The 26,071-nt window shown below is 56.9% G+C and carries 25 protein-coding genes and 1 other RNA gene; 7 read left to right on the top strand and 19 right to left on the bottom strand.

Features of this window, described 5'->3' with window-relative positions:
- Nucleotides 1–57 precede the first annotated feature (57 nt).
- The 11 genes from ETAA8_RS19340 to ETAA8_RS19290 all read right to left on the bottom strand — a co-directional run bounded on the left by ETAA8_RS19340 (nt 58) and on the right by ETAA8_RS19290 (nt 13,666).
- Entirely contained in the window at nt 58–1,041 is a 984-nt protein-coding gene (locus ETAA8_RS19340; RefSeq protein WP_145091996.1) for a universal stress protein, read from the bottom strand.
- Between the two features lie 819 nt (nt 1,042–1,860).
- Nucleotides 1,861–3,420, bottom strand: a complete 1,560-nt coding sequence (locus tag ETAA8_RS19335) for a hybrid sensor histidine kinase/response regulator (RefSeq protein WP_145091993.1) — start codon at nt 3,418–3,420, stop codon at nt 1,861–1,863.
- A 40-nt stretch (nt 3,421–3,460) separates the two neighbouring features.
- Nucleotides 3,461–4,099: a chemotaxis protein CheC gene (locus ETAA8_RS19330; RefSeq protein ID WP_145091990.1), complete on the bottom strand. Its 639-nt coding sequence runs from the start codon at nt 4,097–4,099 to the stop codon at nt 3,461–3,463.
- Nucleotides 4,090–4,467, bottom strand: coding sequence for a response regulator (locus tag ETAA8_RS19325; RefSeq protein WP_145091987.1), 378 nt, complete (start codon nt 4,465–4,467; stop codon nt 4,090–4,092). The genes ETAA8_RS19330 and ETAA8_RS19325 overlap by 10 nt, the downstream gene beginning before the upstream one ends.
- Entirely contained in the window at nt 4,467–5,537 is a 1,071-nt protein-coding gene (gene cheB / locus ETAA8_RS19320) for a chemotaxis-specific protein-glutamate methyltransferase CheB (RefSeq protein WP_145091984.1), read from the bottom strand. Before cheB ends, ETAA8_RS19325 begins: the two co-directional genes overlap by 1 nt.
- Before the next feature lie 20 nt (nt 5,538–5,557).
- A complete protein-coding gene (locus tag ETAA8_RS19315) occupies nt 5,558–6,397 on the bottom strand; it encodes a CheR family methyltransferase (RefSeq protein ID WP_145091981.1) in 840 nt (279 codons plus the stop codon).
- Nucleotides 6,397–8,658 (bottom strand): HEAT repeat domain-containing protein, encoded by a 2,262-nt coding sequence (locus ETAA8_RS19310; RefSeq protein ID WP_145091978.1) that lies wholly within the window; start codon nt 8,656–8,658, stop codon nt 6,397–6,399. Before ETAA8_RS19310 ends, ETAA8_RS19315 begins: the two co-directional genes overlap by 1 nt.
- Nucleotides 8,655–10,760: a methyl-accepting chemotaxis protein gene (locus ETAA8_RS19305; protein ID WP_145091975.1), complete on the bottom strand. Its 2,106-nt coding sequence runs from the start codon at nt 10,758–10,760 to the stop codon at nt 8,655–8,657. Before ETAA8_RS19305 ends, ETAA8_RS19310 begins: the two co-directional genes overlap by 4 nt.
- A 21-nt stretch (nt 10,761–10,781) precedes the next feature.
- Nucleotides 10,782–11,249, bottom strand: coding sequence for a chemotaxis protein CheW (locus ETAA8_RS19300; protein ID WP_145091973.1), 468 nt, complete (start codon nt 11,247–11,249; stop codon nt 10,782–10,784).
- Nucleotides 11,239–13,299, bottom strand: coding sequence for a chemotaxis protein CheA (locus ETAA8_RS19295; RefSeq protein ID WP_145091970.1), 2,061 nt, complete (start codon nt 13,297–13,299; stop codon nt 11,239–11,241). Before ETAA8_RS19295 ends, ETAA8_RS19300 begins: the two co-directional genes overlap by 11 nt.
- Nucleotides 13,289–13,666 (bottom strand): response regulator, encoded by a 378-nt coding sequence (locus ETAA8_RS19290; RefSeq protein WP_145091967.1) that lies wholly within the window; start codon nt 13,664–13,666, stop codon nt 13,289–13,291. Before ETAA8_RS19290 ends, ETAA8_RS19295 begins: the two co-directional genes overlap by 11 nt.
- 424 nt (nt 13,667–14,090) lie before the next feature.
- Here ETAA8_RS19290 and ETAA8_RS19285 point away from each other — a divergent pair, with 424 nt between their 5' ends.
- The gene (locus ETAA8_RS19285) at nt 14,091–14,465 is read left to right on the top strand and encodes a hypothetical protein (RefSeq protein ID WP_145091964.1); all 375 of its coding nucleotides are present in this window, start codon (nt 14,091–14,093) and stop codon (nt 14,463–14,465) included.
- Between the two features lie 515 nt (nt 14,466–14,980).
- Complete coding sequence (locus ETAA8_RS19280) at nt 14,981–15,751, top strand: hypothetical protein (protein WP_145091961.1); 771 nt, start codon at nt 14,981–14,983, stop codon at nt 15,749–15,751.
- Nucleotides 15,752–15,975: 224 nt separating this feature from the next.
- Here ETAA8_RS19280 and ETAA8_RS19275 read toward each other — a convergent pair whose 3' ends face one another.
- From ETAA8_RS19275 to ETAA8_RS19260, 5 genes are all read right to left on the bottom strand, one after another.
- Complete coding sequence (locus ETAA8_RS19275) at nt 15,976–16,983, bottom strand: sodium:calcium antiporter (RefSeq protein ID WP_145091957.1); 1,008 nt, start codon at nt 16,981–16,983, stop codon at nt 15,976–15,978.
- A 50-nt stretch (nt 16,984–17,033) separates the two neighbouring features.
- The gene (locus ETAA8_RS19270; RefSeq protein ID WP_145091954.1) at nt 17,034–17,852 is read right to left on the bottom strand and encodes a universal stress protein; all 819 of its coding nucleotides are present in this window, start codon (nt 17,850–17,852) and stop codon (nt 17,034–17,036) included.
- Nucleotides 17,853–17,911: 59 nt separating this feature from the next.
- A complete protein-coding gene (locus ETAA8_RS35930) occupies nt 17,912–18,070 on the bottom strand; it encodes a CBS domain-containing protein (RefSeq protein WP_391484794.1) in 159 nt (52 codons plus the stop codon).
- A gap of 440 nt (nt 18,071–18,510) precedes the next feature.
- Nucleotides 18,511–20,832, bottom strand: coding sequence for a terminase gpA endonuclease subunit (locus ETAA8_RS19265; RefSeq protein WP_145091951.1), 2,322 nt, complete (start codon nt 20,830–20,832; stop codon nt 18,511–18,513).
- Nucleotides 20,822–21,034, bottom strand: coding sequence for a hypothetical protein (locus ETAA8_RS19260; protein WP_145091948.1), 213 nt, complete (start codon nt 21,032–21,034; stop codon nt 20,822–20,824). Before ETAA8_RS19260 ends, ETAA8_RS19265 begins: the two co-directional genes overlap by 11 nt.
- A 141-nt stretch (nt 21,035–21,175) precedes the next feature.
- Between ETAA8_RS19260 and ETAA8_RS19255 the strand changes: the two genes are divergently transcribed.
- The 4 genes from ETAA8_RS19255 (at nt 21,176) to ETAA8_RS19240 (ending at nt 22,495) form a co-directional block, all read left to right on the top strand.
- Nucleotides 21,176–21,418, top strand: a complete 243-nt coding sequence (locus tag ETAA8_RS19255; protein WP_145091944.1) for a hypothetical protein — start codon at nt 21,176–21,178, stop codon at nt 21,416–21,418.
- An RNA gene (locus tag ETAA8_RS19250) (hammerhead ribozyme type II) lies at nt 21,418–21,482 on the top strand. The genes ETAA8_RS19255 and ETAA8_RS19250 overlap by 1 nt, the downstream gene beginning before the upstream one ends.
- 23 nt (nt 21,483–21,505) lie before the next feature.
- On the top strand, nt 21,506–21,994 hold the full coding sequence (locus ETAA8_RS19245) for a winged helix-turn-helix domain-containing protein (RefSeq protein WP_202921094.1): 489 nt from the start codon (nt 21,506–21,508) through the stop codon (nt 21,992–21,994).
- 219 nt (nt 21,995–22,213) lie between these two features.
- Nucleotides 22,214–22,495 carry a hypothetical protein gene (locus ETAA8_RS19240; RefSeq protein ID WP_145091938.1) on the top strand — a complete coding sequence of 94 codons (282 nt, stop codon included), beginning with the start codon at nt 22,214–22,216 and terminating at the stop codon, nt 22,493–22,495.
- A gap of 254 nt (nt 22,496–22,749) precedes the next feature.
- Here the strand turns inward: ETAA8_RS19240 and ETAA8_RS19235 are convergent, their stop codons facing one another.
- On the bottom strand, nt 22,750–24,108 hold the full coding sequence (locus ETAA8_RS19235) for a DNA modification methylase (RefSeq protein ID WP_145091935.1): 1,359 nt from the start codon (nt 24,106–24,108) through the stop codon (nt 22,750–22,752).
- Between the two features lie 383 nt (nt 24,109–24,491).
- Between ETAA8_RS19235 and ETAA8_RS19230 the strand changes: the two genes are divergently transcribed.
- Nucleotides 24,492–24,722, top strand: a complete 231-nt coding sequence (locus ETAA8_RS19230) for a hypothetical protein (RefSeq protein ID WP_145091932.1) — start codon at nt 24,492–24,494, stop codon at nt 24,720–24,722.
- 179 nt (nt 24,723–24,901) lie between these two features.
- Here the strand turns inward: ETAA8_RS19230 and ETAA8_RS19225 are convergent, their stop codons facing one another.
- A complete protein-coding gene (locus tag ETAA8_RS19225) occupies nt 24,902–25,573 on the bottom strand; it encodes a GNAT family N-acetyltransferase (RefSeq protein WP_145091928.1) in 672 nt (223 codons plus the stop codon).
- 56 nt (nt 25,574–25,629) lie between these two features.
- Entirely contained in the window at nt 25,630–25,932 is a 303-nt protein-coding gene (locus ETAA8_RS19220) for a hypothetical protein (protein WP_145091925.1), read from the bottom strand.
- Between the last annotated feature and the right edge of the window lie 139 nt (nt 25,933–26,071).

The following is a 26,071-nucleotide window of genomic DNA, read 5'->3' as shown; positions in this document are numbered from 1 at the left end:
CAACCCTGCGAGATCTATTCTTAGCGGACTGCTTGACGAAAAGGACGCAATCCACCATCAACCAATGAAGGCCGGTTGGCCGGCAATTTCAGTAACCGTTTCGCCGAGCGGAATGGGGCAAAGAAAGTTCGCGGGCTTAACGGTCAATAAGCTACTCCGGCAACATGCGAGGAGTCGCTCAGCAGTATTGCCCATGAACATGCCGGTTATCCCACTACGGCCGATGCTGCCTACAACGAGTAAGTCGATTTGTAGCTGATCGGAAATGCGATTGATTTCTTTCCAGGGCGTGCCCCAAGTCAGGTGCGGCCTAAGATCACCCTGGACACCGAGTGCGGATATGAACTCATCGAATCGCTGTTTCGCGGCTTCGTTAATCTCGTTACGAAGTGACTTCCCTTCAGACAATTTGCTGAAGATATCTTCGGGTACATCCATTGAATCTACGACATGCAACATGTGCAGAGGGGCTTTTGCAACGTGAGCTAGGCTGCTGGCTACATCGACTGCGCGGCGACTGACGGGCGAGAAATCGGTGGCCGTTAGAATGGCAGCAGGTTGACTGACGTGCTCGGGCCGGACGATCCAAACAGGAGCTGGGCAGATGTGAATGAGCCTTTTGGCGGTGCTGCCGACAAAGAGCTCTTGCCAGACAGTCATCGCATGAGCACCGGCGAGCACCAAGTCGTATTCTCCAACCTGCGTGATGCGGCAAATTTCAGCCAAAGGCTCCCCCAGCAAAACCTTGTGCTTGATCACTAGATCGGGATCGGCGACCTTCTCGGCCAATTGCTGCAGGCGCAACTCGGCCGCGCTTAGTACTTCGCGATGGAACACGCTGCCTTCGCCGTACAGCAAGTCGAGTTTGGCGTCGATTGACGCCGAGTGCATGGATTTTCTTATGTTAGGCAGCACGTGTACCAGGGTGAGCGCCGCACCTGTTTGTTTTGCAACCCACACCGCCTGCTGTATCGCAGCACACGACGCAGGTGAGAAATCGACAGCAACTAGAAGCTTATGAAACTGGAGATGGTTTGACATGGTTCCAAGTATCGATGAGCGTTTGTGAAGACGACACTGCAGGCAGCGGACAACCCCGCTTCGCTTGGCATCTGGATGAAGCAAACACCATGCCGTCGACGTTCGCCATCAAACGCGGATGATTGCGAACCTCCGGACCTAACGGAGGCCTGAATCCGCACGCCCAGAGTCAAAATAGCGCGCGCTGGCTCAGTGCGCGGGTGGGCAGTTTCAGATAGTCGGAAAGGAAGGCAAATACCACTCATGCACCAGGCGGTCCAACTCGTTCCTCCTCGAAATGCAAATCTCATTCATCCGATACCTTGAGGGCGCGAATCGTTCTGCCAGTCTCGGAGCTATAGAACACAAACTCGGTGCCAACAGTGAGAAGCGTCTGGCTGTCTGGAGAAAATCCAATCAAGTGTCCGTCACCCCCGAGCTTGATCCCGGCTATCTCCCCGCCTGTCTTTCAAGTCATAGAGATGCAACTCTCCTCGATGTTCCTCCCTTCAACCGAAGCACCGCCCGACGCAATCGCAAGACGCAAATTGTCCGGGCTGATGATCGCGGACCTTTGAGGATAGCTGCCAGCCTTTGCACCAACTGTTGTCTTTCCCGTGGCGAGGTCCCAAATCCTGGTTGCACCATCGGTCATCACGACTCGATTCTGTAGGGTTCTAACCAAAGATTTACGCGAACAGCGGTGGGAACGAACGACCGGTACGTGGGAGACGCAACGATCGGGAGACCGTTCAAACTATTGGCTGACGGGATGAAAACCAATCGTTGGCCGCTTGAGGTCAATCGCCGACTCCTCGCAAGTGGGGCTGCGATTGCTGTTTAGGTTTTGAGACGACGGTTTTCCGCCGAAGTAATCAGGCCCTGGAGTTGCAAAAAATCGATGGGCTTCACGAGGTGGAGGTCAAAGCCCGCTTCTCGCGATTTCAGGATATCGTTCTCTTGACCGTAGCCGCTTTGTGCAATCAGGAGCATGTCACACGTGGCAGCGTCACTCCGCAACGTGCGGGCGACGCCGAATCCGTCAAGCTCGGGCAGGCCTAGATCGCACAAGATGACGTCCGGCAGGATACGCTTTGCCAACTCAACGCCATCGGGTCCAGAATGGGCGATTTGCACATCAAAGCCCATGTGACGTAGAAGCATCTTCATGCTGAGGGCCGTGTCGCGGTTGTCTTCAATGACCAAGACACGTTTGGGTTGTAGCTTTTCTGTTGTTGGTACTGGTGCAGTAAGGGTTTTGAGCGGCGCGGCCTTCTTCAGTGGCAAGCGAACGCGAAACTCCGAACCTTTCCCCAGCCCCGAACTGTATGCTTCAACGCGACCTTCGTGTAGTTCGACGAGACCCTTGACGAGCGCCAGACCCAATCCAAGGCCTCCCTTGCTACGCGCGAGGCTGCTTTCCGCCTGGCTGAAGGTGTCAAAGACCTTGGCCACAGTTTCCGCGCTCATGCCGATGCCGTCGTCTTGCACGCTAATGGTTATTAACGATGCAGCAGCATCGATCTTGGCTTTCAGCCAAACTCTCCCCCCTTTGTTCGTAAACTTGTTCGCGTTGTGCAGCAGATTCGATATGACCTGCGACAGTCGCGTTACATCGCCTTCCATCCAGCAAGGCTCGGTGGGGAGTTCGGCAAATAGTGTTAAGCCGTTGTCGGCGAGAATGGCCTCATAGTCGTGGGCGACGTCGCGCAGAATCTGCACTAAATCGCACGGTTCTTTTTGCAGACGCACTTTACCGCGGACGATTCGGGACACGTCCATCAGATCATCGATCAGGCGCGCCATGTGCGTGACTTGCCGCTCGATCATCTGGCGTGTATCGCGAGCTTCGCTACTCTCGGTCGCGACGTGATCCAGCAGGCGAATGCCGTTGCGAATTGGAGCCAAAGGATTGCGCAATTCGTGGGCCAACATGGCCAGGAACTCGTCTTTGTGCCGATTGGCGTCTTCCAAGCTTTGGGCTTGCTGACGGAGTTCAAATTCAGTGGCAACTCGTTCGGTGACATCTTCAATCAGAGTTAAAGTGCCGATAATCCGCTCACCTTCCATCAGCGGATTGATTTTTGCAGTTTGCTGCATATTCATCAGCGAGGCTGATGCAACCGTGGGCGGCATCGGGAGCAGGTACGCATGAAACCGCTGTGACAGAATTCCCGATTGGCCGGTGAGAGCCTGAGAATAGTAGCGGTCCAGGCCGCGAATCACCAACTCAGGAAAGACGTCGAACAGAGTACGCCCGACGACCTGCTCACTCTTCTGGCCAGTATGCTTTTCCAGCCAGCGATTCCAGCCGGTGATTTTCGAGTCAACATCGGTCGTCAGAATCCCCCACGAACCCAAGTGATCGAGGTTCTTCAGGAGTGTATTGTTGACTTCCATCGCGATGCCAGACTCTTAAGACTCACCGAAAAAAATTCGACTAGACAGCAATACCAGCGGCGCCACCCATCTCCGCCTCAGCCCAATTCTCAACGGATTGCAGAAACAGGGCAAACGAAGCGATACCTAGTACCAAGATCAGGCAGCCCGTTACTTCACTTCCGCGCATCCTGAATCGAGCACCGACCACGAGTGCGTGTTGCGGAACCGACTCATCCACGACCAGCGACTGCACCTTCTCGGCGAGCACATCAAGGCTCAAGCGAGGAATCGAAAACGAGAACCGAACGTGCAGCAGATTTCCGAACACCCCCAGGCAGGCATTCATGATAATGTTACCGACCTCGGTTATTACCTCGCGTGATGATGCGCCTAACGTGCCGCCGAGGCTTCGTTCTCCCGTCAGCAAATCGACGAGTTGCACTGCGCCGTCAAAATTCAAAAGCAGAAAGGCATCGCCAGCGACTGGGCCAGTGAAGACCTGATGAACGGTTGCTACATCGCCACTCACGAACTTGCTAAGTGCATCGACAACCTCGTGAATTTCATGGACGCTGACCTCTGGAACTTCCAGGTCAACGCGGCTTTTTGTGAGGTCAGACAGAGAGGCAGCGGAGCGCGAAAAGGCAATGTTGATCAGTTCGGTGACGGCGTCTTTCTGGAGCGGCGTTAATTGCACGGCGCAATCCCTCCTTGCAAAGCCGTCTCTACCGCCGCCAGCAACGAAGCGGATGTAACTGGCTTGACGACAAACCCAGCAGCGCCGCCATCGGCGGCCATCTGACGAGTCGAGCTTTGAATGTCAGCCGTCACAATAATCGCTTGGCAATTCGCATCCATCTGCCGCAAGCGGCCAAGCACCTCGATGCCGTCCATTTCGCGCATCGTCACGTCGAGCATCACCAGGTTTGGCTTCTCGATAAAGTAACGTTCGAGCGCGGTGAAGCCGTCTTCCGCATCGACCACAGTGTGGCCCGCTTCCTCCAGGATTTTGCGTGTAGTTCGACGCGCCAAATTGGAGTCGTCGACAATCAGAATTTTTGCCATTACAGCATCTCCAGAATCGTGGCAGCCATTTTTGCCAGGGGAACGCTGCGATCGAACAAGCCCGCTTCGACCACAGACCGAGGCATCCCGTAAACCACGCAACTCTCTTCCGATTCGACGATAATTCGGCCACCTGCAGCCTTGATCCAGGCTGAGCCGGGAGTGCCGTCAGAACCCATGCCGGTCATCACTATTCCGAGCGTCCTTTCACCATATACGTCGGCTGCAGATTTGAATAGGACATCGACAGCAGGGCGGTGAGCCGTATCAATTGGCAGCAAGTCCAGGTGAGAAGCTACCTCACCTGTAGGCTTACGCAAGAGCGAAAGATGAAACCCTGCGGGTGCCAGTAGTACCTGGCCGGCGCGAAGGATGTCACCTTCCCGAGCTTCCCGCACGTCGAGTTCGGAAACATCACGCAAACTGCGGGCGAATAGCTCCGTGTATCCCACGGGCATGTGCAAAACCATGGCGATCGGAACGGGGAACGTCTTTGGTAATCGGGGAATCAAGTACTTTAGCGCCTGCGGACCGCCGGTAGAAACGCCCAAAACGACCACATCAACCTGGCGATTCGTGATCCGACTAGCCAAAGGAACCAGCGGAGCGCCAGCTTCGACCGCTGGTCGCTTCAACAGATGCGTAGCGGCTGCCGCTTTAACCTTCGCCAGCAATTCCTCGGTGATCTCCAATAATCGTTCGGTCGCCAAACCAGTGGGCTTTTGAATGACGTCGATCGCGCCTGCCTCAAGTGCTTCGAGCACCTGCTGGCCATCCTTGCTGGCCATGCTAACCACGATTACCGGAAGGGGGGCACGCTCCATTTGTGCGCGCAGAAATGTGAGCCCATCGGCACTCGGCATGTTCAGATCGAGCGTCACCACATCCGGCTTGAGTTGCTCGACAAGTTCCAACGCCTCGAGGCCATCGCGGGCAGCACCGACCACTTCGATGAAGGGACTGCGCGACAGCATCTGCCTCACGAACTTACGCACAAAAGCAGAGTCATCGACGATGAGCACGCGAATGATGTGCGAGCGTGGGCTGGTTGGCGAAGAAACTTGCGACAAGGAATTTCTCACTTCTCAGTTCAGTTCAAAGTGTAAACAAACGCATCGCCAACCTGTTGAAGATCGAACTCATCAGTGACTTTGAGGAGCGATTCCGCAGCACCGATGAATAAATAGCCCGGCCGTGCCATCTGTGAGGCGAACTGATCGACCGTGCGGGCAATCATCTCGGTCGAAAAGTAGATGAATACGTTGCGGCAGAAGATGAATGGTGACTCAACGAACGGAGCAATCTCGGCGCTTTTGATGAGATTAGCAACCGACCAGTGAACTCCTGAGTGCAATTCTGGGTTTATCTGCCATCCGCCAGCTGTCGCCAAAAAATACTTCTCCTTTAGTTCCGGAGATAAGGCGCGGAAAGAACGGTCGCGATAGATCCCCTGCCGAGCTTTGGCAATCGCCGCCGGACTGGCATCGCTGGCGAAAATCTCAAAGCTGGCTCGTTGGAACCAGCCCGTTTCGTTCAGCGCCATGGCAATGGTGAGCGGTTCTTCTCCGGTACAGCAGGCCCCGCACCAAATCCGAATCGTTCGCCCAGGAAACATCTTCACATATGCGGGCAGCAATTGCTCGACGAACGCCTGAATCTGATCGATCTCCCGCCAAAAATAGGTTTCTGGCACTGAGAGCGCATCGGTGACGGCTGGCCATTCTTGCTCGCTGCCCGGCCCGTATTTGAGCAAGTAGTAGTAGTCGAGAAACGTGGTTAACCCGCACTCGACTACGCGTGGCGACAATTTCTCCGCGAGGATGCCGCGCTTCGCATCGTCAAAATGGATGCCGGCGTGATCATGAATCAGGTCGCGAAGAATTTTGAACACGGTGGGGGGTAGATCGATCGGAAACGTTGCTGGCCACATCAGCGCACACCTTCATCGACCAGGAATGGAGGTGAGGGACGTCCACTGGCAATATGGCTGAGTGCAGCCACCGCTGCCTGCCGAACCGCTGGTTGCGCATCTTCCACAGCGGTCTCCAAAATTGCGACTGCGGCGGGCGTTCGGATGCGAACTAGCGCTTCGATGAGGGTGCGACGGACATCAAGCAGCAAGGACGGCAAATGCGAGGCCAAATTCTGAATTTCGTCAGAATTGACAGCTGTCAGCGCCGCGACGACCGCCGCCCGATGTTTGGGATAGCTGGCCAACCGCAGAAGGACATCAAGACTTTCTGCTTGATGCAGTCTTCCCAGAGCACAAATCGCCGCTTCCGACAGGAGGTGTTCAGGTGAACTGGCAGCTTCGGCGAGCGGTGAGACAGCCCAGGTTTGTCCCGACTGACCCAGCGACCGGCAGGCAGTTATGCGGGTAAGACTGTCCTCGGAATCTAGGGCACTAATCAACACCTGTGCAGGCTCAGGGCATCGAATTTCGCCGAGTGCTAGAAGCGCGGCTTGCGATAAGTCGGCGTTCGGATGTACCGCCATTTGTTCGAGCAGCGAGTATCCCGCGCGACCATAGTGCCCCAACGCGCTGGCGGCGGCAATGCGAACCTGCATTCCCGGATCGTTGATTGCCAGGGAGCTGAATTGATCCGCAAGAGCGCGCTGAGTGTCCACTCGCGTCAGCGATTCAACCGCGTTGTAACGGACCCAGACATCAGTGTCTGTGAGCGATCGCTTGAGTAAGTCGATGACTTGAGGATCCTCGACCTCCGCGAGCGCACCGACAGCTGCGGCACGAATTGCGGGAGTATCGCTGGCCACAACTCGTTTCAAGACTTCCAAGATACGAACGTTGTCCAAACAGGGAAGATGAGCAACGGCCGTACGGCGAACATGCTCGTTCGTGTCATCACAACACACCAGTAATGCCTGCAAGCATTCGCTCGCCCCACAATAGGCGGCTACTCTAACCGCCGATTCGCGCACCAATGGGTTGGCGTCGTGCAGCAGTTGAGTCAGCTCAGCAGGCAATGCGTCATGCCCTAAGGAATTGATCAGTTCCACCGCGGCGCTGCGTACTACCAAACTCGGATGGCCAAGCAGTTTCTTCGCTGGAGCATACGATTCGAGATCACGAATGTGCGTGAGCGCTTCGAGAGTGGCGTTGACAATATCTTCGTCAGTTGCGGCGAGCAAACGAAGCAGGCCCGGAGTGAAAGAACGATCGCCCAGTTTGCCCAATAGTTTTACGAACGAAGGTTCGAGCGTCTCGCCCTTTCGCTCCAATCTTTGCTTCAGCAAAGTCGTCGCTGCCGAATGCCGCCGAGCGAGAGCTTGCAATGCGGCCTCATAGGCAGCGGGAATGTCGAGCCAACGCACTAAACTTGCGTCTGCTTCACCAGCCGGAAGCCAACCGACGAGCCTCACTAGCGGTTCAATATCCGCAGGCCTCCCTGTGGCGACTACCGATTCCACTCGAGCCATCCATGCCGAACTGAGGGGGCCGCTTTGCAGCATTGCTACGACATCCTGCGCGCTACCGTATCGCTCAGCCTGGCGATCGTGGACTTGTGTAATCGCCTTCGCCAATTGAATCAGAGGAGTTGTTGGTTCTTCGGCCAGAGGTAAGAGGGCGAGCAAGCTGTTTTCATCACCCAGCGCGCCCAGCGCGTCAATCACGGTGCCTTGAAAGAGCGGATCGAGCAGCAGGGTCTCCAATTGATAGGCAACTCGGCCATCTCCGATTTTGCTGAGTGCATCGATCGCGGGAAACGCCAGTTCGAACTCTCGCGATTCAACAAATTGAACAAGATCGTCAACAGCCTCGCCGGCTTGCAGATGGCCTAGGCTTTCAATGGCCTGCACGCGCACATTCGTATCGGGGTCGTGAAGGACGGCCAGCAGGGGTGGAATAGCGCGCGGATCTCCTCGTTCCCCCAAGGTGAGCGCCGTGTAGGTGCGGACGTCCGCGCTTTCCGAGTTCAGCAATTCGATCAGTGCCGGAACAACGTCTGTAGGGATTGCTACCAGTACTCGGATGGCAGAATTGACCCGCGCTAAATTTTTGTTCTCGTCGCGAAAGATGGTCAGCACTTGCCGAACCAAATCAGCGGAACTGCTCGCAGTCAGTTCACTAACGGCGCGCTTTCGTGCGCGCCAGCTTTTGTCTCCTAAAGCGGCGAGCAACTTGTCCATGTGCAATTGGCGACCGGCATCCTCCGGTTGCGGCTGGGTCATTTCGTTTTCCTGCGTAGTGCGGACTTGGGCTTGGCAGGAGCAGCCGGTTTGGCTTGACGAGTCTTGGCTACGTTCGTCATTTCGTTAGCCTGTTTTTTCAGTGACTCAATCACATCGCGAGCGGAAGTTGCCGATTGATTGTTACGATCGGTAATCGTGCGAATCTCCGCAATCGAGGCCAATATACTCTCAGCAGCGGCCGAGTGCTCGCTATTAGCGCCGGTGATCAGCCTGACTTGCCGGGTGACATTCTCAGCCGCTCCAGCGGCATCCCGCGTCGCTCGTGTCTGTTCGTTCATGGCCTGGCTGACTTGGCCCGACTGTTTACGAATGCCATCGACGGATCGAGCAATCTGGGCCGTGCTTGTTACTTGCTCGGCCATCGCATGAGCGACATCAGCGACCGAGCGATTGAGTGCCGTCATCGCCTTGGCAACTTCTTCGCCACCACGAGTTTGCTCGCTGACCGCTTTCGCCGTGGACGCGATCGCAGTCCGCATTGTCGCGAGCGCCTGGGAAATTTGATTGGCACCCGTGGCCTGCTCCGTCGTCGCCTTGCGAAGCTGCTCCGACAACGAACGAGTTGCTTGTCCTGCCTTAATGATGTCGCGCGCAGCCCGCCCTTGTTCGGCCATCGCTTGAGACACTTGCTGCGCGATTTTGCGCATTTGAGCCGTCGATTGCGACACGTCCTGTGCGGTTTTTGTCTGCTCGGCGGTGGCAACTGCAACTTGCCTCGATTGGTTAACAGTGGTCGTAATCGCCGATACGACATGCTGTCCGGCGGTAATCTGCTCTTCGGCCGCGCGCGAGATTTGCGACGTAATTTGTGTGGCCTGTCGAATTCCGCTGAGAATCTTTTTCAGGCCGGACATTCCTTCCTCGGCCAGCACGCTGCTTTCGTTGGCTACTTTCACGCCGTCGTTGGCAGATGTCACGGCTTCCTGCACCACCTCCTGCAAGGCTTTGACAATCGAGCTGATATCCGATGTCGCTTGCGCAGCCCGATTCGCCAGATTGCGAATCTCTTCGGCGACCACAGCAAATCCGCGACCTGCATCTCCCGCGCGGGCCGCTTCGATCGAAGCGTTGAGTGAGAGGAGGTTCGTGCGCTCGGCAATTAAGTTGATGGTGTTGATGATGCCGCCGATCTCAGCTGCCTGCTTGCCCATCTCCTTTACGACCGACGCAGACTGCGTCATCACATCGCGGACACGCGTCAGGCCCTGAATGGATTTCTGGACAGCACTTCCCCCCTCGTCAGCCTCCTTTGCCAGCTGGCGAGTTGTTTCGTCAGCCTGCTTCGCCAGTCCCGCCACCGAATGAATCGAGCGGTCAAGCTGCGTGGCACTAGTGGCGGCTCCGCTGGCAACGTCAGTAATCTTCTCAGCGTTTTGCGCTACTCCAGCCACCGAACGGGCCATTTCCTCCACCGCGGTGGCCACACGTTCAACTTCCGCCGACAAACTTTCGGAAGTCGCGCCGACTTCTTCGATTGACGAAGCCATCTCATTGATGGACGAAGCCGTGCTATCAGCGGCAGTCGCCAACTCGTCGCTGTTCTTTTTGACACCCTGAATCGAGCGGGCCATTTCTTCCACTGTGGCCGCCGTCTCGTTCATGCCGGTGACGAGGTTCTCAGTATCCTCGCTAATGCGACGAATGGAACTCGCCATCGCAGCAGACGAAGTTCCCACTTGAGTCGTCGACGACGAGATTTCCTGGACTTTGCCATTGACACTGTGGATCGAACGCGTAGTCTCTTCCGCCGCGGCCGCAATTTCGGTCAACGATTCATTCAATCGCTGGGTATTACCGTTCACCTGCTCCGTAGAGGCAGCCATTTCGTTGACCGTCGAGACGAGTTGCTCCGCTGACCCCGCGACGGACATTGCTTGCGTAGCGGTCTCTTTTAACGAAGTTGCGGTCGCCTTGGTCTGGGTAACAACTTTGTCTAGCGATGTCTTTTGCGTTTCGATGCCGCGTTGTAACTCGTCGGTAATGCGAGTCAGTTCCACCGCTGCAGACGTGATCTGCATCGTATCGGTTTGACCCATCGGAGAGTCGCTGGGGGTCGCGCGTCGATTGGAACGAAGAGGCATGAGAATAGACTCCGAGATCGGTCAAGGTGTAGGAGCAGCGATTTCTTGAAAATTCAGTACTTCAGCGACATCGAGAATCAGAACCAGTCGTTCGCCGATGCTGGCAATCCCAGCCAAGTATCTGCCACTCAGGGCAGTGATTGTTTCAGGAGGTTGATTGATGGCCTCGGTGCTGACCGTGATGAACTCGCGCGCGGAGTCGACCAACAGGCCCACCGTTCTTCCCGCGTGAGTAACCACCATCAAGCGCGTCCGCAAGTCTCGCACGGTGCGATCAAACCCAAAGCGAGCTCGCAGGTTTACGACAGGCACTACCTGTCCACGCACGAACACCACTCCATCGACGAACGAAGGCGAATTGGGGACAGGAGTAATTTGCTCCACCATCTCCATTTGCTGCACCACGTCGCTCTTTAGCGCGTAGGCCGTGTTAGCCAACTCGAACAGGATGAACGATTGGCTCGTTCCGCTTCCTTTTTCAGACGCCATGCGGGGCTCCTGTGGCATGTGCTGCACGATTGGCGGGGATATTCAGTTGCGGACCAGGTGCGTTCTTACGGCCGCCGCGAACCAGACGCGAGGTATCCAGAATCAACACCACGCGTCCATCTCCGAGCTCGGTCGCTCCTGAGATGCCGGGCACTTGCACGAGGGCATCGGTGAGCGGCCGCACCACAATTTCCTGCAGCCCGAGCACCCGGTCGACGGCAATTCCCGCTGCCTGCGATCCTTCACCGACAACGAGCGCAAAGTGCTGTCGATCGCGCGCGACACTGCTTCCGAAAAAGCGTGAGAGCCAGAGAATCGGCAGAGCCCCCTCGCGATATCGCAGGAGATCGTTCTGCTCCATGACCGTGAGTTCTGCAGTTTCCAGCTTGATGATCTCGCGAATACTAACTTGCGGGACCGCGTAACGCTGCTCACCAACCTGCACAATGAGTGCTTCGGTGATCGAAACCGTCAGCGGCAACTGAATTTCAAACCGGCTCCCGCGGCCAACTGCCGTACTCAGAGTAAGTTGCCCGCCCAACTCTTCAACCGTCTGCCGGACCACATCCATGCCGATGCCACGGCCACTGACCCGATCAACGGTTTGGCGAGTGGAAAACCCGGGAACGCACAGAACATCGAGCAACTGGGAATCGTCCATTCGATCCAGTGCTAAGGGAATCCCTCTCGCGCGAGCCAGTTTGAGCACCTGATCAGCATCAATGCCACGACCATCGTCTTCGACTTCGATAACTACCGTTTCCCCCAGCGTCTTAGCTCGCAGATGAATTAAACCTTCAGGCTGCTTGCCGTTCGCCACGCGTTGCTCGGGGGATTCCAGGCCATGGCTGACCGCGTTTCGCACCAGGTGCAACAGCGGATCCATGATCCGCTCGACAACGTACTTGTCGATCTGTGTATCTTCCCCAGTAAGACGCAACGAGACCTGCTTGCCGGCCTCGCGCACTAAGTCGCGAATCACGAACTGCATTCGCACAAAGACTTCGCGAATTGGCACCATTCGGACCCGCATCACACCTTCGCGCAGGTCACGCAGTTGGCGTTCGATGGTCGAGGCGGTCTCTCGCAGCCCGCGCAATTGAGCGGTGGGTGCGGATCGTAAATGGGAGAGCCCTTCGTCTAGTCGTGCGCGACTTAATACGAGTTCGCCAACGAGTCGCATCAGTTCATCGAGCCGATCCAGATCGACTCGCACCACATTCGCTGGAGTGAGGTGCGTTGAACTTCCTTCTTCCGCAGATTGCGCGACGATTGCTTCAACGGGGGCCGCTGCGGGCGCCGGCAGTTCAAACTGACGGCAGATAAGTCCCTCGCCCTGGATGCAAGTAGTTGCCTCGACGTCCGGTGCAGTTAGCAGGATAAAGGAAAACTCGATTCCTCCGGTGGGTGCGATCACGGGAGATGAATGAACAATCTCTCCAAGGCCCTGCAGTTGCTTGCGAACCGCATTCACATCGATGCCGCGCTGGGAAAGCTCAGCCGACGGCCGGAAGACGATTTCCCAGGCCCGCTGGCCAGTGCGAATCTTCTCGGCAATCAGCACGCCTTTCTCGCCAAGCGACGAACTAGGCGCTGTCCTTCGCGTTTCGCCGGCTACTGCGGTACCGGCGACTGGCAACAATGCGGCGATGCGTGTCAGGAGTGGTGCTAGTTCAGGAAGTTGTGATTGATCGCGGCGGGCTGCAATCACTTGCTCAAGCGCCACGACGCCGCTCACCAGCGTTTCGAGTCCGGTCAGTGTGAGCTGCGTTTGATTGCGACGGACTGCACCCAGGAAACTTTCCAGATGATGAGCCAGTTGCTCGGGCTCCTGAAAGCCTACCATGGCCGAGAGGCCCTTGAGCGAATGAAAGCTGCGAAACAGCTCGTCAACCAGCGACTTATCGATTCGCTCTTGCGGCAGCAAACTCTCGAGTCCAAGCAATGCCCGGCGAGCAAGTGCCAGATGTTCGTCGCACTCGACGAAGTAATCGGCGAGAAACTCCGCGAACCTCGATCGGTCGGTGTCGGCAATTGGATCAGTGGACATCGAGGTTCAGTAAACGTCCTGCACGTTCAGCCAGGACGGCCGGATCGAATGGCTTGGTCAGATACAACGAAGCACCTGCGGCAATGGCCAAGGTCCGACTCTCGTCATCTCCGCGGGTAGTTAGCACTATAATTGGAATGTCGCGGAAAGTGGCATGTTTTCTCACAAACGCGACCACTTCCAGCCCATGCATATCTGGCATATTCAGATCCAGCACCATGATGTTCACGGTGCTGATCGCCAGTCGCTCGATCGCCTCCAAGCCATTCGCCGCTTCCTGAAAACTGACGTCAGGCAAGCCTCGCAGCGAAGCCATCACCATCCGCCGCATCGTGGTGGAATCGTCAACGACCAGAACGTGGTTCATAGAATCTGCTCATTCGCCCGCAGGGTGAGCAGCTTGGTGCTAATTTGTCTTAACATTGGTCACAGAACGTCACGACGGTTTCAGAGCATAAACAGTCCTGTGATTTTACTTGCATAACCGCATACTGCCAATGGTTGCCAGGAAGTCGAAGGGGCATCCATATCAAGGCCCACCAGCCGCAACTTCACCTTCTGCGAGCGTGGAGATTGCGCGCCGAGTGGAGATGGCGATGCTGTCACGTGTGAATCCGAATCTGCCGTCAGTGTTCGGGTGATCGCTGCGAGCGCTCATGAGATCCAATTCCTTTCGCCTGCCATTTCGAAAATCGCTGTACAGCTTTTGAGTCAGGTGTGTATCTCCAAGTTGCCGACAGCGAAACTGCTTGGCCGGCTAATCGTCACTTGGCCAAGTAGCGATCATCGGTTTGGATCTTGTCAGGCTCGTCCTTTGCATCACGGACGAATTCCGAGATGCAGGGCGGGCAACAGAACTCGTAGGATTCACCTTCGTAAGTAGCATCGACGAAGACTTTAGCGGTAAGAAGGGCTCGGCGTTGTCGCTCGTGCTCACTGGTGACTTGGCCCGGGCAGTGCGACAAGAGGCAGTCCCGGCAACCAAACATTGGTGGGACGTCGGCACAAGCGCTGTCTGGAAATGGCGACGAGCTCTCGGCGTTGTAGATACCGAAGGCAATCGTCTGAAGACACCGGAACGCGTGGCAGCCTTCGTGAAAGCGACCGCACCGACTGCCAGGTCTCCAGAGCGAAGGGCAAAGATTGTAGCAGCCAAGAAAGGCTAGCCGCGGCCGACTCACGTTGTGGAGATACTTCGGCAAGCCAATGTCGACAAGCGGCACACAGAAGTCAGTCGCGCCAAGATGTCAGCTTCGCAAAAGGCCCGGTGTGCACGTGGTAACTTGCCGCCAGCTGCCGGGGTTCCGTGGTCAGCGAAAGAAATCAGGTTGCTTCGAACATTGCCGGCGGTCGTCGTTGCCAAGCGAACCGGGCGAGCGCTGCAGGCGGTTTATGCGCGGAGTTCGCTGCTCAAGGTGCTGGATGGGAGAAGGGCCGCAAAATAAAATGATTCGCTGCGACATCATGGTTATGCAGGATGGACGGCTATCCTGTCATGCATCTGAATGGCAACCTAGATGAAAGTCGATCGCCGATCCATCGCAGGTGGCCGACTTGCTGCTCGTTGATAGCCTTCTCTGATCTCTGTCGAATCTGTTTGCCGGTACGGCCGAAGCCGAAGATACTTGTTGCATCCGAAGCAACGTGTGACGAGGGGCAGAAGCTCCAATCGAAATACAAAATGCGACCTTCTGAGACAATCAAGTTTCGCTCGGCAGAGCCGCTGTCTAGCACTATGTGCTCCGAATTGGCGAACCGAGGATGGCATTTTACGGCAGCGAGTGACGAACTCATTATCTTCGAGGCAGAATATTCGCCTGGCGTAAGCCTATTGCCACTGTTAGAAGCAACTCTAACGGAGTTGCAATGGCAGCCGAAGGTCTATTACTCCGTGTCGCCGAATTTCGAGCCGGTTGATTTTCAACAAGCCGAGTTGGCAATGGTTTCAGCTCCTGATGAGTATGCCCCTGAGCTTACGAAACAAACTCGCCAATGTCAGATATGCCACAAGCGAATCAAACCTCGCCAACTCGTTGGTACGATCAATAGCCTGAAATCGAGTCAGCCTTGCTTCGTCTTGAATGGAGAGGCATTTGTTGTAAATAGCACTTTAGCCGCGGTGCTCACCAAGAGTGACCTGACGGGCTATAAACTGGTCCCAGTAGACGATTCGCAATCGTTGTTTCAGATTTCAGCCACCCGGGACTTGCTCGAGCAAGTCATCCAGCCGTCTGAGACAATTGACTATCAAGGGCAATGTGCTTTTTGCGGCTGGCCCCAGTTCAAAATCTACTTCGGTCCGGGGCGAATCAGACGCGGTGATTATGCCGGTGAGGACTTTGTCTGGTCCAGCTTTTTTGGCGGCGAACTGCTGATGTCGCACAAAGCTCTTTATTTCTTTAAAACGGTAAAGGCAAATGTCACTCCAATCCGCCCGGTCGTGTTGCATTAGTCGGTGTAGTGAGAGAGGCACGACCCGCTACTGTGAGGGACGAACTAGCAAAATCCCGACTAGTCCGGATTTCACCGGCGCCGCATGTGCTCGGGAATGGTCGCTTGTTTTCGTACGGTCTGCGCTGCCAATTGCCTTACTGTGGGACACTCAGCCGTCTACCGCAGCGTGGTGACGGACGATCTCGGTACCGGTTTCGAGCTGCACACCAAGCTCCTCGCCAATCATGATAAGTAGTAAACGAGCCCCAGCGCACCGATGACAATCGCAATGACGAGCCAGGCATCGGGTTCGATGAAACGCATTCGCGACTCAACGCGGTAGAGTTGTCCCATGATGACAACTTGGGATGCCAGGATGGTGGCGAGGCAGGTGACGATGTGGCCGTGCGAAACAATTGCCAGCAGCGGTCGGGCATCGAATAAATCCAGCGGGAGCAGCAGGACCATGTTGAACGCATTACTTCCAAAGACATTGCCGATGGCGAGATCGACCGCCCCGATCCGCAATGCAGCGAGCATCGAAACCAGCTCGGGCAACGAAGTGCTGAAGGCCACCAGCGTCGTTCCTACAAACGTACTGCCGAGTCCGCTTAACTTGGCGATCTGCCCCGCGGCGTCTGCTAAGTAAGGACCGGCGATCACAATTGCGATCGCGCAGATGGAGAATCCCAGCAGCGCGTGTCGCAGCGACAGTAGGGGAGCGGAATCGGCCGGGGGAGTCTCGGCTATCATTTCGCTCTGGGCGGCTATGCGCTGATCGAGATAAATCACTCGCACGCCAAATGCGTAGGCTGCACCGATGATTAGCACTGCAGGACTGATTCCCCAAGGCGAATAGTCTACGAAGGCGGAGCCGGTAAACAATCCAATGCCCGCCAATGCGGTCAGGGCTACGCTAAGTGAACCCGACAAGGCGTGGGCAGCGGCCTGTTTAGAAAGCATCTTCCCTCGCGAGTAAACCGAAAAATCGAGCAGCGCCAGAATCAGCAGATTCATCAGGCTGCTGCCAAGCAAGTCTCCCACTGCCAGATCGGCATCTCCCTGCCGCACGGCTGAAATGTCGACCGTCAGTTCCGGCAACGAGGTCGTTCCGGCGAGCAAGATACTTCCGATTAGCAGCCGCCCCAATCGCGTGATTTCTGCGATTGCATCGGCATATTTCGTCAAAAATGTCCCGGCAGCAATAATGACGACGGCACAAACCAAAAACTGCAGACAGGCGGCAAGCATAGTGAGATATTGTCCGGTGAGAGCGCTGTATTTCCGCCGAATGTTCGCGGCTAATGATACAGGAACACCGGTGCCGTAGCGCGCTTCAATATAGTTTTGGTAACAGAACCAAAGAAAAACTCCCGGAACCGCGACTGTCCATACGCGCCCATCGCCAGCAGGCCCACATCCAGCCGCGCCGTCAATTCCAGAATTACTTCTGCGGGCGGTGCTGCTGCGGCCAGATGCGGCTCGACGTGAACTCCATGCGCCGCCAAAAGTTGAGTACAAGGTTCGGCGATGGCGGCCGCATGATCGCCCACCGTTAACAAATGCACAACGCGATTGTTGCTCAGCCCACTTGCAATAAAAAGTTGCACAGCACGGTTGGCGGACAGCGAACCATCGTAGGCAATCAAAATGGGCCGACGTTGGTCCGCCACCGCGGGAACGCACAGGACCGGTCGCGGCGACTGATGCAAAATTGCCTGCAGTGTGGCGGGCGAAGTGTCTCCTTCTTCCTCGCGTGTGTGTTTCTTGCCAACGATCAGCAAATCAACGCACTGCGCCTCCATACAGAGCACGTCAGCTGGTTCGCCTTCGAGCTTCTTTGTCTGCACTACAACTCCCGCCTCCCGGCTCTGCTGTTCGAATTCTTGCAGCAGAGCAGCGATTCGGTCGTGCGCCACTTGCAGCAGCTTAGTGTCGCGCTCTCGCTTAAATTCGCCGGCACCAAGCGGCACCGACTCGTGCGGACAGACCTGTTCGCGGTCGACGACTCCGACTCCGATCAACTGGGCACTAAATTCGGCTGCGAATAGCAGCGCCTGCCGGGCGGCGGAGTCGCTGGCCTGTGTACCATTCAGCCCCACTAAAATTCTCTTGATCATCAGTTCGCCCTTGTCCCACTAGCAGTTCAACACTTAACACGGAAAGGCAGGTATCGCATCTAGCGAATCATCAGTCGCAACAGCTCGTAACGAGTGACGATCCCCACGGCCTCAGTGTCGCACACTATCGGCATGAGATACATGTTTCGCGTCACCATTTGTTGCACTAAGCCCTCCACCATTCGATCCTCCGTCGCCGTGATGACACACGCAGTCATGATTTCGTGAATCTGGTGGGGATCTGTGCTGATTCGAGGACTGTGTGCCAATGAACACTTGTTTCGCAATTTGGAAAACGTGCGTTGTCCGGTAGCGGTACGATCAGCAACCGCTATGCCGAAATTGCCGACTAGTAATCGCAGAGAATTTAAACGACATCAATCCACGTTTTTCGGAGTCCGTGTATCGCGACGCGGTGCAAAACTTCAAATTCATTCTGGAGAGCATGTGCGAATTCGCACACCGCACGCTAAGTGGGCGCCAAGTTACCCTGCACCTGAGACGACGAAAACTTCACATCAGCGAGATGAAAATGCACATTCGCTTCTTCAACTGGCACTCTTAGGCGTGAGTATTGTTGCGGTCACCGGTTGCGCGCAACCTCGATCCCTCCTCGATTCCCCACGTAGTATCTTAGCTGTGACCACTAGTCTAGATTTCACCGTCGCCGCATGTGCTCGGGGATGGTCACTTGTTTCCGTGCGGTCTGCTCCGCTAGTTGCCGCGCCGTCGGTCGCTCAGCCAATTCCCGCAGGGAGATTCGCTTCCGCTCGATCTTGGTCCCCGTTTCCAAATGCACGCCGAGCATGGACGCAGCCACTGCATTTCCCACGAGACAATCGAACCAGTGATTGTCGGGGTGGTTGGGGCGAACTTTCCATTCTTCCACCGTCCGTCCCCGGCCTTGCGTGGTGACTGGATACTCTGCGGTGAGATGCTCAGACAATAGTCGGTGTCGGTTAGGCTCAGTCCCGAAGATCGACAGACAACTGCGGTCGCCCATGGCTACTGCCAGCCGCGCGAAGACAAACGTCTTCCAGTAGTTGGTGTCGTAGGTCACATGGCGGCAGGCGCGTTTGCCGTAGGTGCTTGGGATCCGCCAGTTGTGGCCCACGCGTTCACCCGGTTGACGTTTGTACTCGGCGAAGGGAACGCTCGCGGCGCCGACGTACCGCCCGTGACTCGGCATCAGCACACCGCCGAAGGTGGAGCGGCGGCAGAATTCATACACCGTATCCGTCGAAGCGCCCCAGTTCGCATCGATCAGGCAGGCTCCGATCCTGAGGATGCCACCACCTTCTTGCTGCCATTCGCGGCCGAGCAGGTCTGCCGTCAGTCCTTGCAGTCCGGCGAAGATCGCTCCTTCCTGAGCGGTGCCGGGTGCCACGGACAGTAGCGTGGGGTTGGCGTCTCGCAGGGTGAAGTAATCGCGACGTTGGTCCGGATAGCAGCCGTAGTCGATGACGTAACCCGAGAAGTCTTCAGTCCACGCGCACACGAGGTAGTAAAGCAGGTTGCCTTGGACGTCGATGTAGGCGGTAAGCTGCGTGTAGTTGCTCGGGACCGTGGCCCGCGGCATCCGGTTAAGCTTGGCGGCGATCTCTTCGGCAGAGAGAAGTGTGGAGAACGGAACCGCTTCGGGGAGCGGCTCATTCTGGTACTCCGCGAAGAAGGCTGCTTCGTTCTGCAGCCTGAGGTTCATCGCATGCTGAATGGCGGACGCTTCGTCCTCGTTGAACCGGGCTGGCCAGGCGATCCGTGCACCGGCGTCCATCTCCGTTTGATGCTCGATGTAGAAGGCGGTTGCATCGTAGAGCCCCACCTCGGCTCGTAGGCCATCTGCCCGCAGCTGAGCGTACTCTTCCCACAGTTTCTCGTTGGTGGGGAACGAGTAGATCATCTTTGTTCGTTCACCTTGCCACTGCGGATGCTTGTCCCGATCGAGAATGCGATCCGCCATGTCACCGGGACGAATCACCGTGCAGGGCATGATCCCCGAGATCTTCTGGCCGGGACCAGCCAGGCCAAGGACTGCGCCAGCGAGGATGCTCTCGCGCTGCGCACACTGGCTGAGAGAGCGAGCCGATTCATCGGTCTGCGGGTCATCGAGAACTACCAGCGACGGACGAACCGTCTGACCATCAGAACGCTTGTGCTTCATGCCACGGATGCGGCCGGTGAGCCCCGCCACCTTGATCACCGCGGCGCTGGCAGGACTAGCGGGCATCGTGGGAAGGATAATCTCCTTGGCCGTCCAACTGATGTGGGTGCGTTCACCCTGGTACAGCTGACCGCTGCACCGGTTGGCGATTCCATCCAGCGCGCGGATCGGATAGACGACTTCGGGGTAGTCTTCGAGGAGCAGATCGTTCCCTTCGAGTTCGGTCTTGATCGACTCCAGCATCTCGGCCGCGTGACCTTCGTCCGAGCCGATGAGACAGACGAACTGCCGGTGACCGAAGAGGAGCGCCCAGATGCAGGCGACTTCGCACAGACTGCTCTTGCCGGAGCCACGGGGCATGGCCATCGCGAACAGACCACCTTCGATGACCGCCTTCTGGATCTTGCGAATGACTTTCAGGTGGTCGTCCGACCAAGGGTGGTGAAACGTGGTGTGAAAGTACTCTTCACAGAAGAATTGAAAATCGTCCTGAGCGCGAGCCTTCCGCTGAGGATTCGCAACTTCAGGTAGTTCACCGATATCGCGACCAGCGAGGGAGAGTGCGGCGTTACGTGCTCGGGCTCGGTCTTTCAGTTCCTCGTAGGGATCGACCTCGATCTCGGGTTTGGGAACGTGCGTTTGTTCGACGAGCCAGCCGACGTAGCGGAGCAGATCGACGTGCTGACCGTCACCGATCCGCAGGCCTGCGCGGTTGCGATGGCGCAGGAGCTGTCGTTCGCTGATCACTTCACCGAGGGTGGTGGAGTTGAGCAGGCGGCAGAGTTCGCCGGGGCGGAGTTTGCGTGGGTCAGCTACCACTGGCCAGCTCCTTTACCAGCCATGCGGCGTAATGCACCAGATTGAGTGTGCCGTCGGCGTTTGTGGGCGCGCCAGCCTCGACATCTTCCTGCAGCATCGATTCGGTGACGGTGGGGCTGCCGACCTTCGACAGAACCCGCGCAGCATCGGCCAGGCTCATCGCGGTGGGATTAATGGTCGGTCGTGATCCGTCACTGGGCATGTTTTAGGCCGCCCTCAATCGTTCAGGGAAAGCTGCGGAATTCTGCTCCAACTGTTCGCTGCTGCGCTTGATGTTGTTCGCGAAAGCTGGCTCATGTGTGTCTGTCGGCAGATGGATTACCCACGAACCGGAGAACGAACGATGAGCGAAGAACGAACGAGCGGCGCGGTGGACCAAGAGGCCTTCGAGAAGGTGATTCGCGACAACCTCTCGCCGGAGGGAGTGGCGGCGCTGGTGATGGCGCTGCAACCCGCGGGTTCGATCCGGGCTACTACACCGGAAGGCGAGCAAGCGGTGCAGCAGGTGCTGTGGTTCCGCAACACGCTGCTCGAGATGATCGGGGTGAAGACTTTCAATCAGCAGATGGACGAACTTGGTTTCTAAGCCGAAACGCCTTCGCAGGCGTAGCTCGGCGGTGGTTCGCCGGGCCTGACGATGGCAGCCAATCCATTGCGAATTCGGAGAACGACGATGTCCAAGAAAACCAGCACGAAGAAGCCAGCCACGAAGACCGTGAAGGCCAAGCCAGCGAAGAAGGCGCCCACCAAGAAAGCAGCGGCCCGCCCGGACGCTGTGGTCGAGGCCACCGGCGAATGCCCCAAGGGTGGCTCGCACGAATGGACCGAGGAAGGTGACGAGAAGTTCTGCACCAAGTGCAAAGAGCCGCAGGGTTCGAAGGCCAAGCCCGCCAAGGGCAAGAAGGCCAAGAGGACCAAGCCCGCCGTCGATAAGAAGATGTCGGCGCTCGATGCCGCAGCCAAGCTCCTCGAAGAGACGAAGGAACCGATGAATACCAAAGCGATGATCGAAACCATCGCCGCGAAGGGGTACTGGACGAGCCCCGGTGGCAAGACGCCGCACGCCACGCTCTACAGCGCCATCTTGCGGGAGATCACGACCAAGGGGAAGGAAGCCCGGTTCAAGAAGACCGACCGGGGTAACTTTGCGTTCAACGGATAGCCCACCCCGCCAGACTTGGCCCCACGACGCCCCACGTTCGCCACGTTGGGGCGTTTTGCGTTTCTTGGCCCAGGAGGCGGACCACTGGAGATCTACGCCACGTCGGGCCACGTGGCGCGTCGGCGATATGCTTTTTAATTCTTGATGTTGGCTATTGAACTGCGCAACGATTGCTGGCTTATGGGTGTTATCGCAACCGCTTACGCCCGGAGTTTCACGATGACCACCCCCTACGTCGCCACCCGCGCTCAATATGTCTTGGTCGAAGCAGCCGATGAAACCGAAGCAACCAGCCTCGGGCAAGCCGCCCTGCAGGCCTTGTACGCGGCACGCTTGGGCAAACAGGTCACGATCAGTATCCGCACCATCCGGCCCCCGACCGCCGACGAGATCCAACTGCAGCACTGGCACAATCAGATGTCGGCTGCGGAGGCGGTGAAGCGCGCTCGGCGACTTGCAGGTGCCAGCCGCACGCAGCAGAATACCGACTCCTGCATTTAAGGAGAACTGTGTGTCCTCGCTGCCCGAACGTGTCGGACGATTAATAAACGAGCTCGACATCGACTTCAGCCGCTTCACCGTAGCTGGCTGGCTAACGAGTTTCACCTCGTTACTTCTTGGGCTGATAGTGGCGCTGGCGGCATATCGATCGGTCGTCGGCAAGATCCGGCATGATTCTGGGCCAGCGTTAGTTTTTGGCTTGGTCATGATCGGCATCACTGTCCTTTCCTTTCTCGTCATGCGGGCGATTCTTGCTAAGCTTTCGATAGCAATCGTTCGCCAGCCTCCTGTGAACGATCGCCCACCATCGAATTGACCGAGCAACATAGCTCGGCCTTCCGTCCTGTGAACTTTTCCCAGCGTTGGACTATGACGTCACAATAGAGAACGTCGAGTTCCATCAGGTACGCGTTGCGTCCTGTCTGCTCCGCTCCGATCAGCGTGGAACCGCTGCCACCGAATAGATCGAGCACGTTCTCGCCGGGTCGTGATGAATACTGCATGGCCCGTGCGGCAAGCTCGACCGGCTTCTCGGTCAGATGCACCATCGATTGCGGGTTGACCTTCTTCACGTGCCACAGATCGGTCGCGTTGTTCGGGCCGAGGAAGGTGTGCCCCGCACCTTCCTTCCACCCGTAGAACGCGATCTCGAACGCGCCCATGAAGTCCTTGCGCGTCAGGACCGGGTGCTGCTTATCCCAGATGATGCCCTGGCTGAAGTACAGCTCGTGCCTCTTGAGGAACGGCGGGTAGTTACCGAGGTTGGCGTAGCCGCCCCAGATGTAGAAGCTGCGGCCGGGTAACAGCACGCGTGAGAAGTTGCCGAACCAGGCATCGAGCAGATCATCGAACGCTTCGTCGGTCACGAAGTCGTTGGCGAGGGGACGATCCTTCGCGCGGAGCTTCTTCTGCGTGGGCTTGGCCTTGCCCGGATGTCGAGCCACATCCAGCGACTGGTGATGCTTCGGACCAGCGAATGAACTAAGCCCAGCAGCGATCGCATTGTTGCTGCGAGGCTCCACCTTGACGTTATAAGGTGGGTCGCTGTTCACCAAATGAATCGGTGCGCCATCGAGCAATCGATCGAGCTGCTCCGGCTTGCTGCTATCCCCACAGAGCAGTCGATGATTGCCAAGGATCCACAGGTCACCAGGTTTCGTGATCGCTTCATCCGGTGGCGCGGGAACATCGTCTGGATCACACAGGCCTTCTGCTACATCGGTCCCCAGTAGCTTCTGTAAGGCGTCGGCATCGAAGCCAAGTAAGCTGAGGTCGTAGTTCACTGCTTGAAGATCAGCCAGTTCGATGGGGAGCAGTTGTCGATCCCAATCAGCGATGGTCGCGGTCTGGTTATCAGCGATGCGGTACGCCTTGATCTGCTCGGGCGAAAGATCGGTGGCAACATGTACCGGAACCTGGGTGTAACCGAGTTTCTTGGCCGCCTTCCAGCGCGTGTGACCAACGATGATCACACCCTCCTGATCGACCACGATTGGTTGCCGCCAGCCGTACTCTTTTAGCGAGCCGGCAACCACGTCAACGGCCTCGTCGTTCTGCCGCGGATTGTGGGGATAGGGCTTCACATCGGAAATGTCCCAAAGCTTTACGTCCATTGAGTTTGCATCCTTTCGAGATAGAGGTCGGACAGGACCGGACAGCAAAACAAACTGTGCCGTCACCCGTCATTTTTCCCGTCGCCAAAACATCATAAAAAGCCCGGGGAAGTACCTATGACCGGCGGGGTAGCGTCCGGGCGGCGAGTTGCTAGGTTCTGGCCATTTTCGCCACGACGCTCTAGCGCGCGTCCTGTGCGTTCTGGTGCGGTGTGTTTCTGGCGTTCTGGTTGAGCAGTTCCGCACAATGTCTGCCGCTGTACCTCAGCACCTCTCCGCAACCTTTGCGCTACTTTGCGAGCGCGATCGCCTATCGACTGTTCATGGCACTCGCTCGCTGATTCAATGCGCGTGTTCGGTTTACTTCCTGACCGAGGCACCGCATGAAACACAGAGAGCTGCAGATCGTGGCGTTGAAGATGCACGATGAGTGGTCGGCGAGCTTTAGCGACGAACCCGAGACTGGCTACGGTGGCGCAACGGCCCGTGATGCAGCCAGACGATTGCTGACCGCCTGCGATCGCGTTGACCTGGAGCACGACTACCTGACGGAAGGTAGTGCAGTTGAGCAGACGGATCGGATGGAGCTGACGATCCGCGTGTTCCGTAAGTAGCCGTTGAGTGGGCACATCTTCCTCCGCTTGTCTTGGTCTGCGGAGGGCTTGGGCACCAATGAAAACAGGAGCCAAGCGCGACCGCAGTGTTGTTCTGCGTATGCGCCCAGCTCCTGCCAGGTGAACACAATTATATGGAAACCGTTCCGACTTGTCACACGAGTCGATGTTGAAGGCAGCTAGGCAAGCTTGCGATGCATGAAGCACGCAGCCTCGCCATACGTCGACCGAACCGAACGACTTGCATTCAGATCGAGTGAGGGTTCAAACCCGTGTCGTTGCCAATAAGCCTGCGAATTCTGGATGGACACCAGCGCAACATTCGTGAAACCCTGCTCCGAGGCAATTCGTAAAGCCTGTTCGGCCAGTCGACCACCAACGCCAGTTCCTCTGAATGCGGGACGAACTGCGACGTCGTGAATGAAGTAGCAGTCAACGTCCGCGGTGGTCGTTGCAAAGAACGCATTTAGAGCTGGCGGTTCCGAAAGTTTGCCCGGATGTGAGAACAGATAACCAGCCGCGACTGCATCGATCTCACACAGCCAGCACCCGTCCGGGAAATAGTTCAACTTCTCTTCGAAGACTGCGATTCTCTCCCAGATGGTTGGGGCATACGCTTCGCGTTGGATGCGGTCGACCTCGACCATGTCCTGCCGGTTCATTTTGCGAATGCTTATCGTCATCTCACGCGCCTGGTGGTTTACACGACCTGCAGAGTTACCGGACAGTTGGGTTATCTTAGCATCGGGTGGTGCCGTAATCTCCAGCCGTGGTGAGCCACGCAAGACCTCAATGCGCACGCCGTTCACCTCGATCACTGTGCCCTTCTTCGCTTCCGTCTGCAGTCCCATCGTTCGCTCCTTCCGCGCCGGACCAAACCGCGATCCGGCGCACAACGCTTTGTTAGTTAGTTCAACCCGTACTGCACCCACGTATCGGCAACACGTCCACACTCCATCAAGGTCTGAGACGCTTCGCTGGTCGTGTCACCGTCCGAGGCGAAGAGCGCTTCGGTAACACGGTGTTCCCAATCGCCGTTCGGCTCGGCCAAGCTGGCAAACGCAGTGCACTCGATGGTCACTTCGGCTACGGAATCGCAATCGATGGCTCCCGCCGCCACCGCGGTCATCAGTTGCTCCCAGGTGCTCGGCTTGGCCGCGAGTTCTTCCGCACAGCCGGTCCGTTCGAGTAAGGCATTCAAAGCAGTCATTTCAGTACTCCGTCGCCACACTGTTGGTTGGCTCGACCATGCCGTGGCTGGGCGCTGGTGAGCAATCGCTTGACTAACAGGACTCACAGGATTCACAGGATAGGCCCTACTTGTTCTTGTACTGGCCCCTTCCTCTACT

Origin of the sequence: Anatilimnocola aggregata, assembly GCF_007747655.1 — a bacterium.
GTDB classification, from domain to species: Bacteria; Planctomycetota; Planctomycetia; order Pirellulales; family Pirellulaceae; genus Anatilimnocola; species Anatilimnocola aggregata.
The sequence above is the reverse complement of the archived record's forward strand: the minus strand, read 5'-3'. Positions and strand labels throughout refer to the sequence as shown.

What these genes read in the sequence shown, in the direction of transcription:
- ETAA8_RS19255 (WP_145091944.1), top strand. Translation starts at nt 21,176, where the DNA reads ATGAGCGAAGAACGAACGAGCGGCGCGGTGGACCAAGAGGCCTTCGAG.
- ETAA8_RS19220 (WP_145091925.1), bottom strand. Translation starts at nt 25,932, where the DNA reads ATGACTGCTTTGAATGCCTTACTCGAACGGACCGGCTGTGCGGAAGAA.
- ETAA8_RS19300 (WP_145091973.1), bottom strand. Translation starts at nt 11,249, where the DNA reads ATGGCGTCTGAAAAAGGAAGCGGAACGAGCCAATCGTTCATCCTGTTC.
- ETAA8_RS35930 (WP_391484794.1), bottom strand. Translation starts at nt 18,070, where the DNA reads ATGACTGCGTGTGTCATCACGGCGACGGAGGATCGAATGGTGGAGGGC.
- ETAA8_RS19240 (WP_145091938.1), top strand. Translation starts at nt 22,214, where the DNA reads ATGACCACCCCCTACGTCGCCACCCGCGCTCAATATGTCTTGGTCGAA.
- ETAA8_RS19335 (WP_145091993.1), bottom strand. Translation starts at nt 3,420, where the DNA reads ATGGAAGTCAACAATACACTCCTGAAGAACCTCGATCACTTGGGTTCG.
- ETAA8_RS19325 (WP_145091987.1), bottom strand. Translation starts at nt 4,467, where the DNA reads ATGGCAAAAATTCTGATTGTCGACGACTCCAATTTGGCGCGTCGAACT.
- ETAA8_RS19230 (WP_145091932.1), top strand. Translation starts at nt 24,492, where the DNA reads ATGAAACACAGAGAGCTGCAGATCGTGGCGTTGAAGATGCACGATGAG.
- ETAA8_RS19315 (WP_145091981.1), bottom strand. Translation starts at nt 6,397, where the DNA reads ATGTGGCCAGCAACGTTTCCGATCGATCTACCCCCCACCGTGTTCAAA.
- ETAA8_RS19305 (WP_145091975.1), bottom strand. Translation starts at nt 10,760, where the DNA reads ATGCCTCTTCGTTCCAATCGACGCGCGACCCCCAGCGACTCTCCGATG.
- ETAA8_RS19340 (WP_145091996.1), bottom strand. Translation starts at nt 1,041, where the DNA reads ATGTCAAACCATCTCCAGTTTCATAAGCTTCTAGTTGCTGTCGATTTC.
- ETAA8_RS19235 (WP_145091935.1), bottom strand. Translation starts at nt 24,108, where the DNA reads ATGGACGTAAAGCTTTGGGACATTTCCGATGTGAAGCCCTATCCCCAC.
- ETAA8_RS19295 (WP_145091970.1), bottom strand. Translation starts at nt 13,299, where the DNA reads ATGTCCACTGATCCAATTGCCGACACCGACCGATCGAGGTTCGCGGAG.
- ETAA8_RS19290 (WP_145091967.1), bottom strand. Translation starts at nt 13,666, where the DNA reads ATGAACCACGTTCTGGTCGTTGACGATTCCACCACGATGCGGCGGATG.
- ETAA8_RS19270 (WP_145091954.1), bottom strand. Translation starts at nt 17,852, where the DNA reads ATGATCAAGAGAATTTTAGTGGGGCTGAATGGTACACAGGCCAGCGAC.
- ETAA8_RS19275 (WP_145091957.1), bottom strand. Translation starts at nt 16,983, where the DNA reads ATGCTTGCCGCCTGTCTGCAGTTTTTGGTTTGTGCCGTCGTCATTATT.
- ETAA8_RS19280 (WP_145091961.1), top strand. Translation starts at nt 14,981, where the DNA reads ATGCGACCTTCTGAGACAATCAAGTTTCGCTCGGCAGAGCCGCTGTCT.
- ETAA8_RS19310 (WP_145091978.1), bottom strand. Translation starts at nt 8,658, where the DNA reads ATGACCCAGCCGCAACCGGAGGATGCCGGTCGCCAATTGCACATGGAC.
- ETAA8_RS19225 (WP_145091928.1), bottom strand. Translation starts at nt 25,573, where the DNA reads ATGGGACTGCAGACGGAAGCGAAGAAGGGCACAGTGATCGAGGTGAAC.
- ETAA8_RS19260 (WP_145091948.1), bottom strand. Translation starts at nt 21,034, where the DNA reads ATGCCCAGTGACGGATCACGACCGACCATTAATCCCACCGCGATGAGC.
- ETAA8_RS19245 (WP_202921094.1), top strand. Translation starts at nt 21,506, where the DNA reads ATGTCCAAGAAAACCAGCACGAAGAAGCCAGCCACGAAGACCGTGAAG.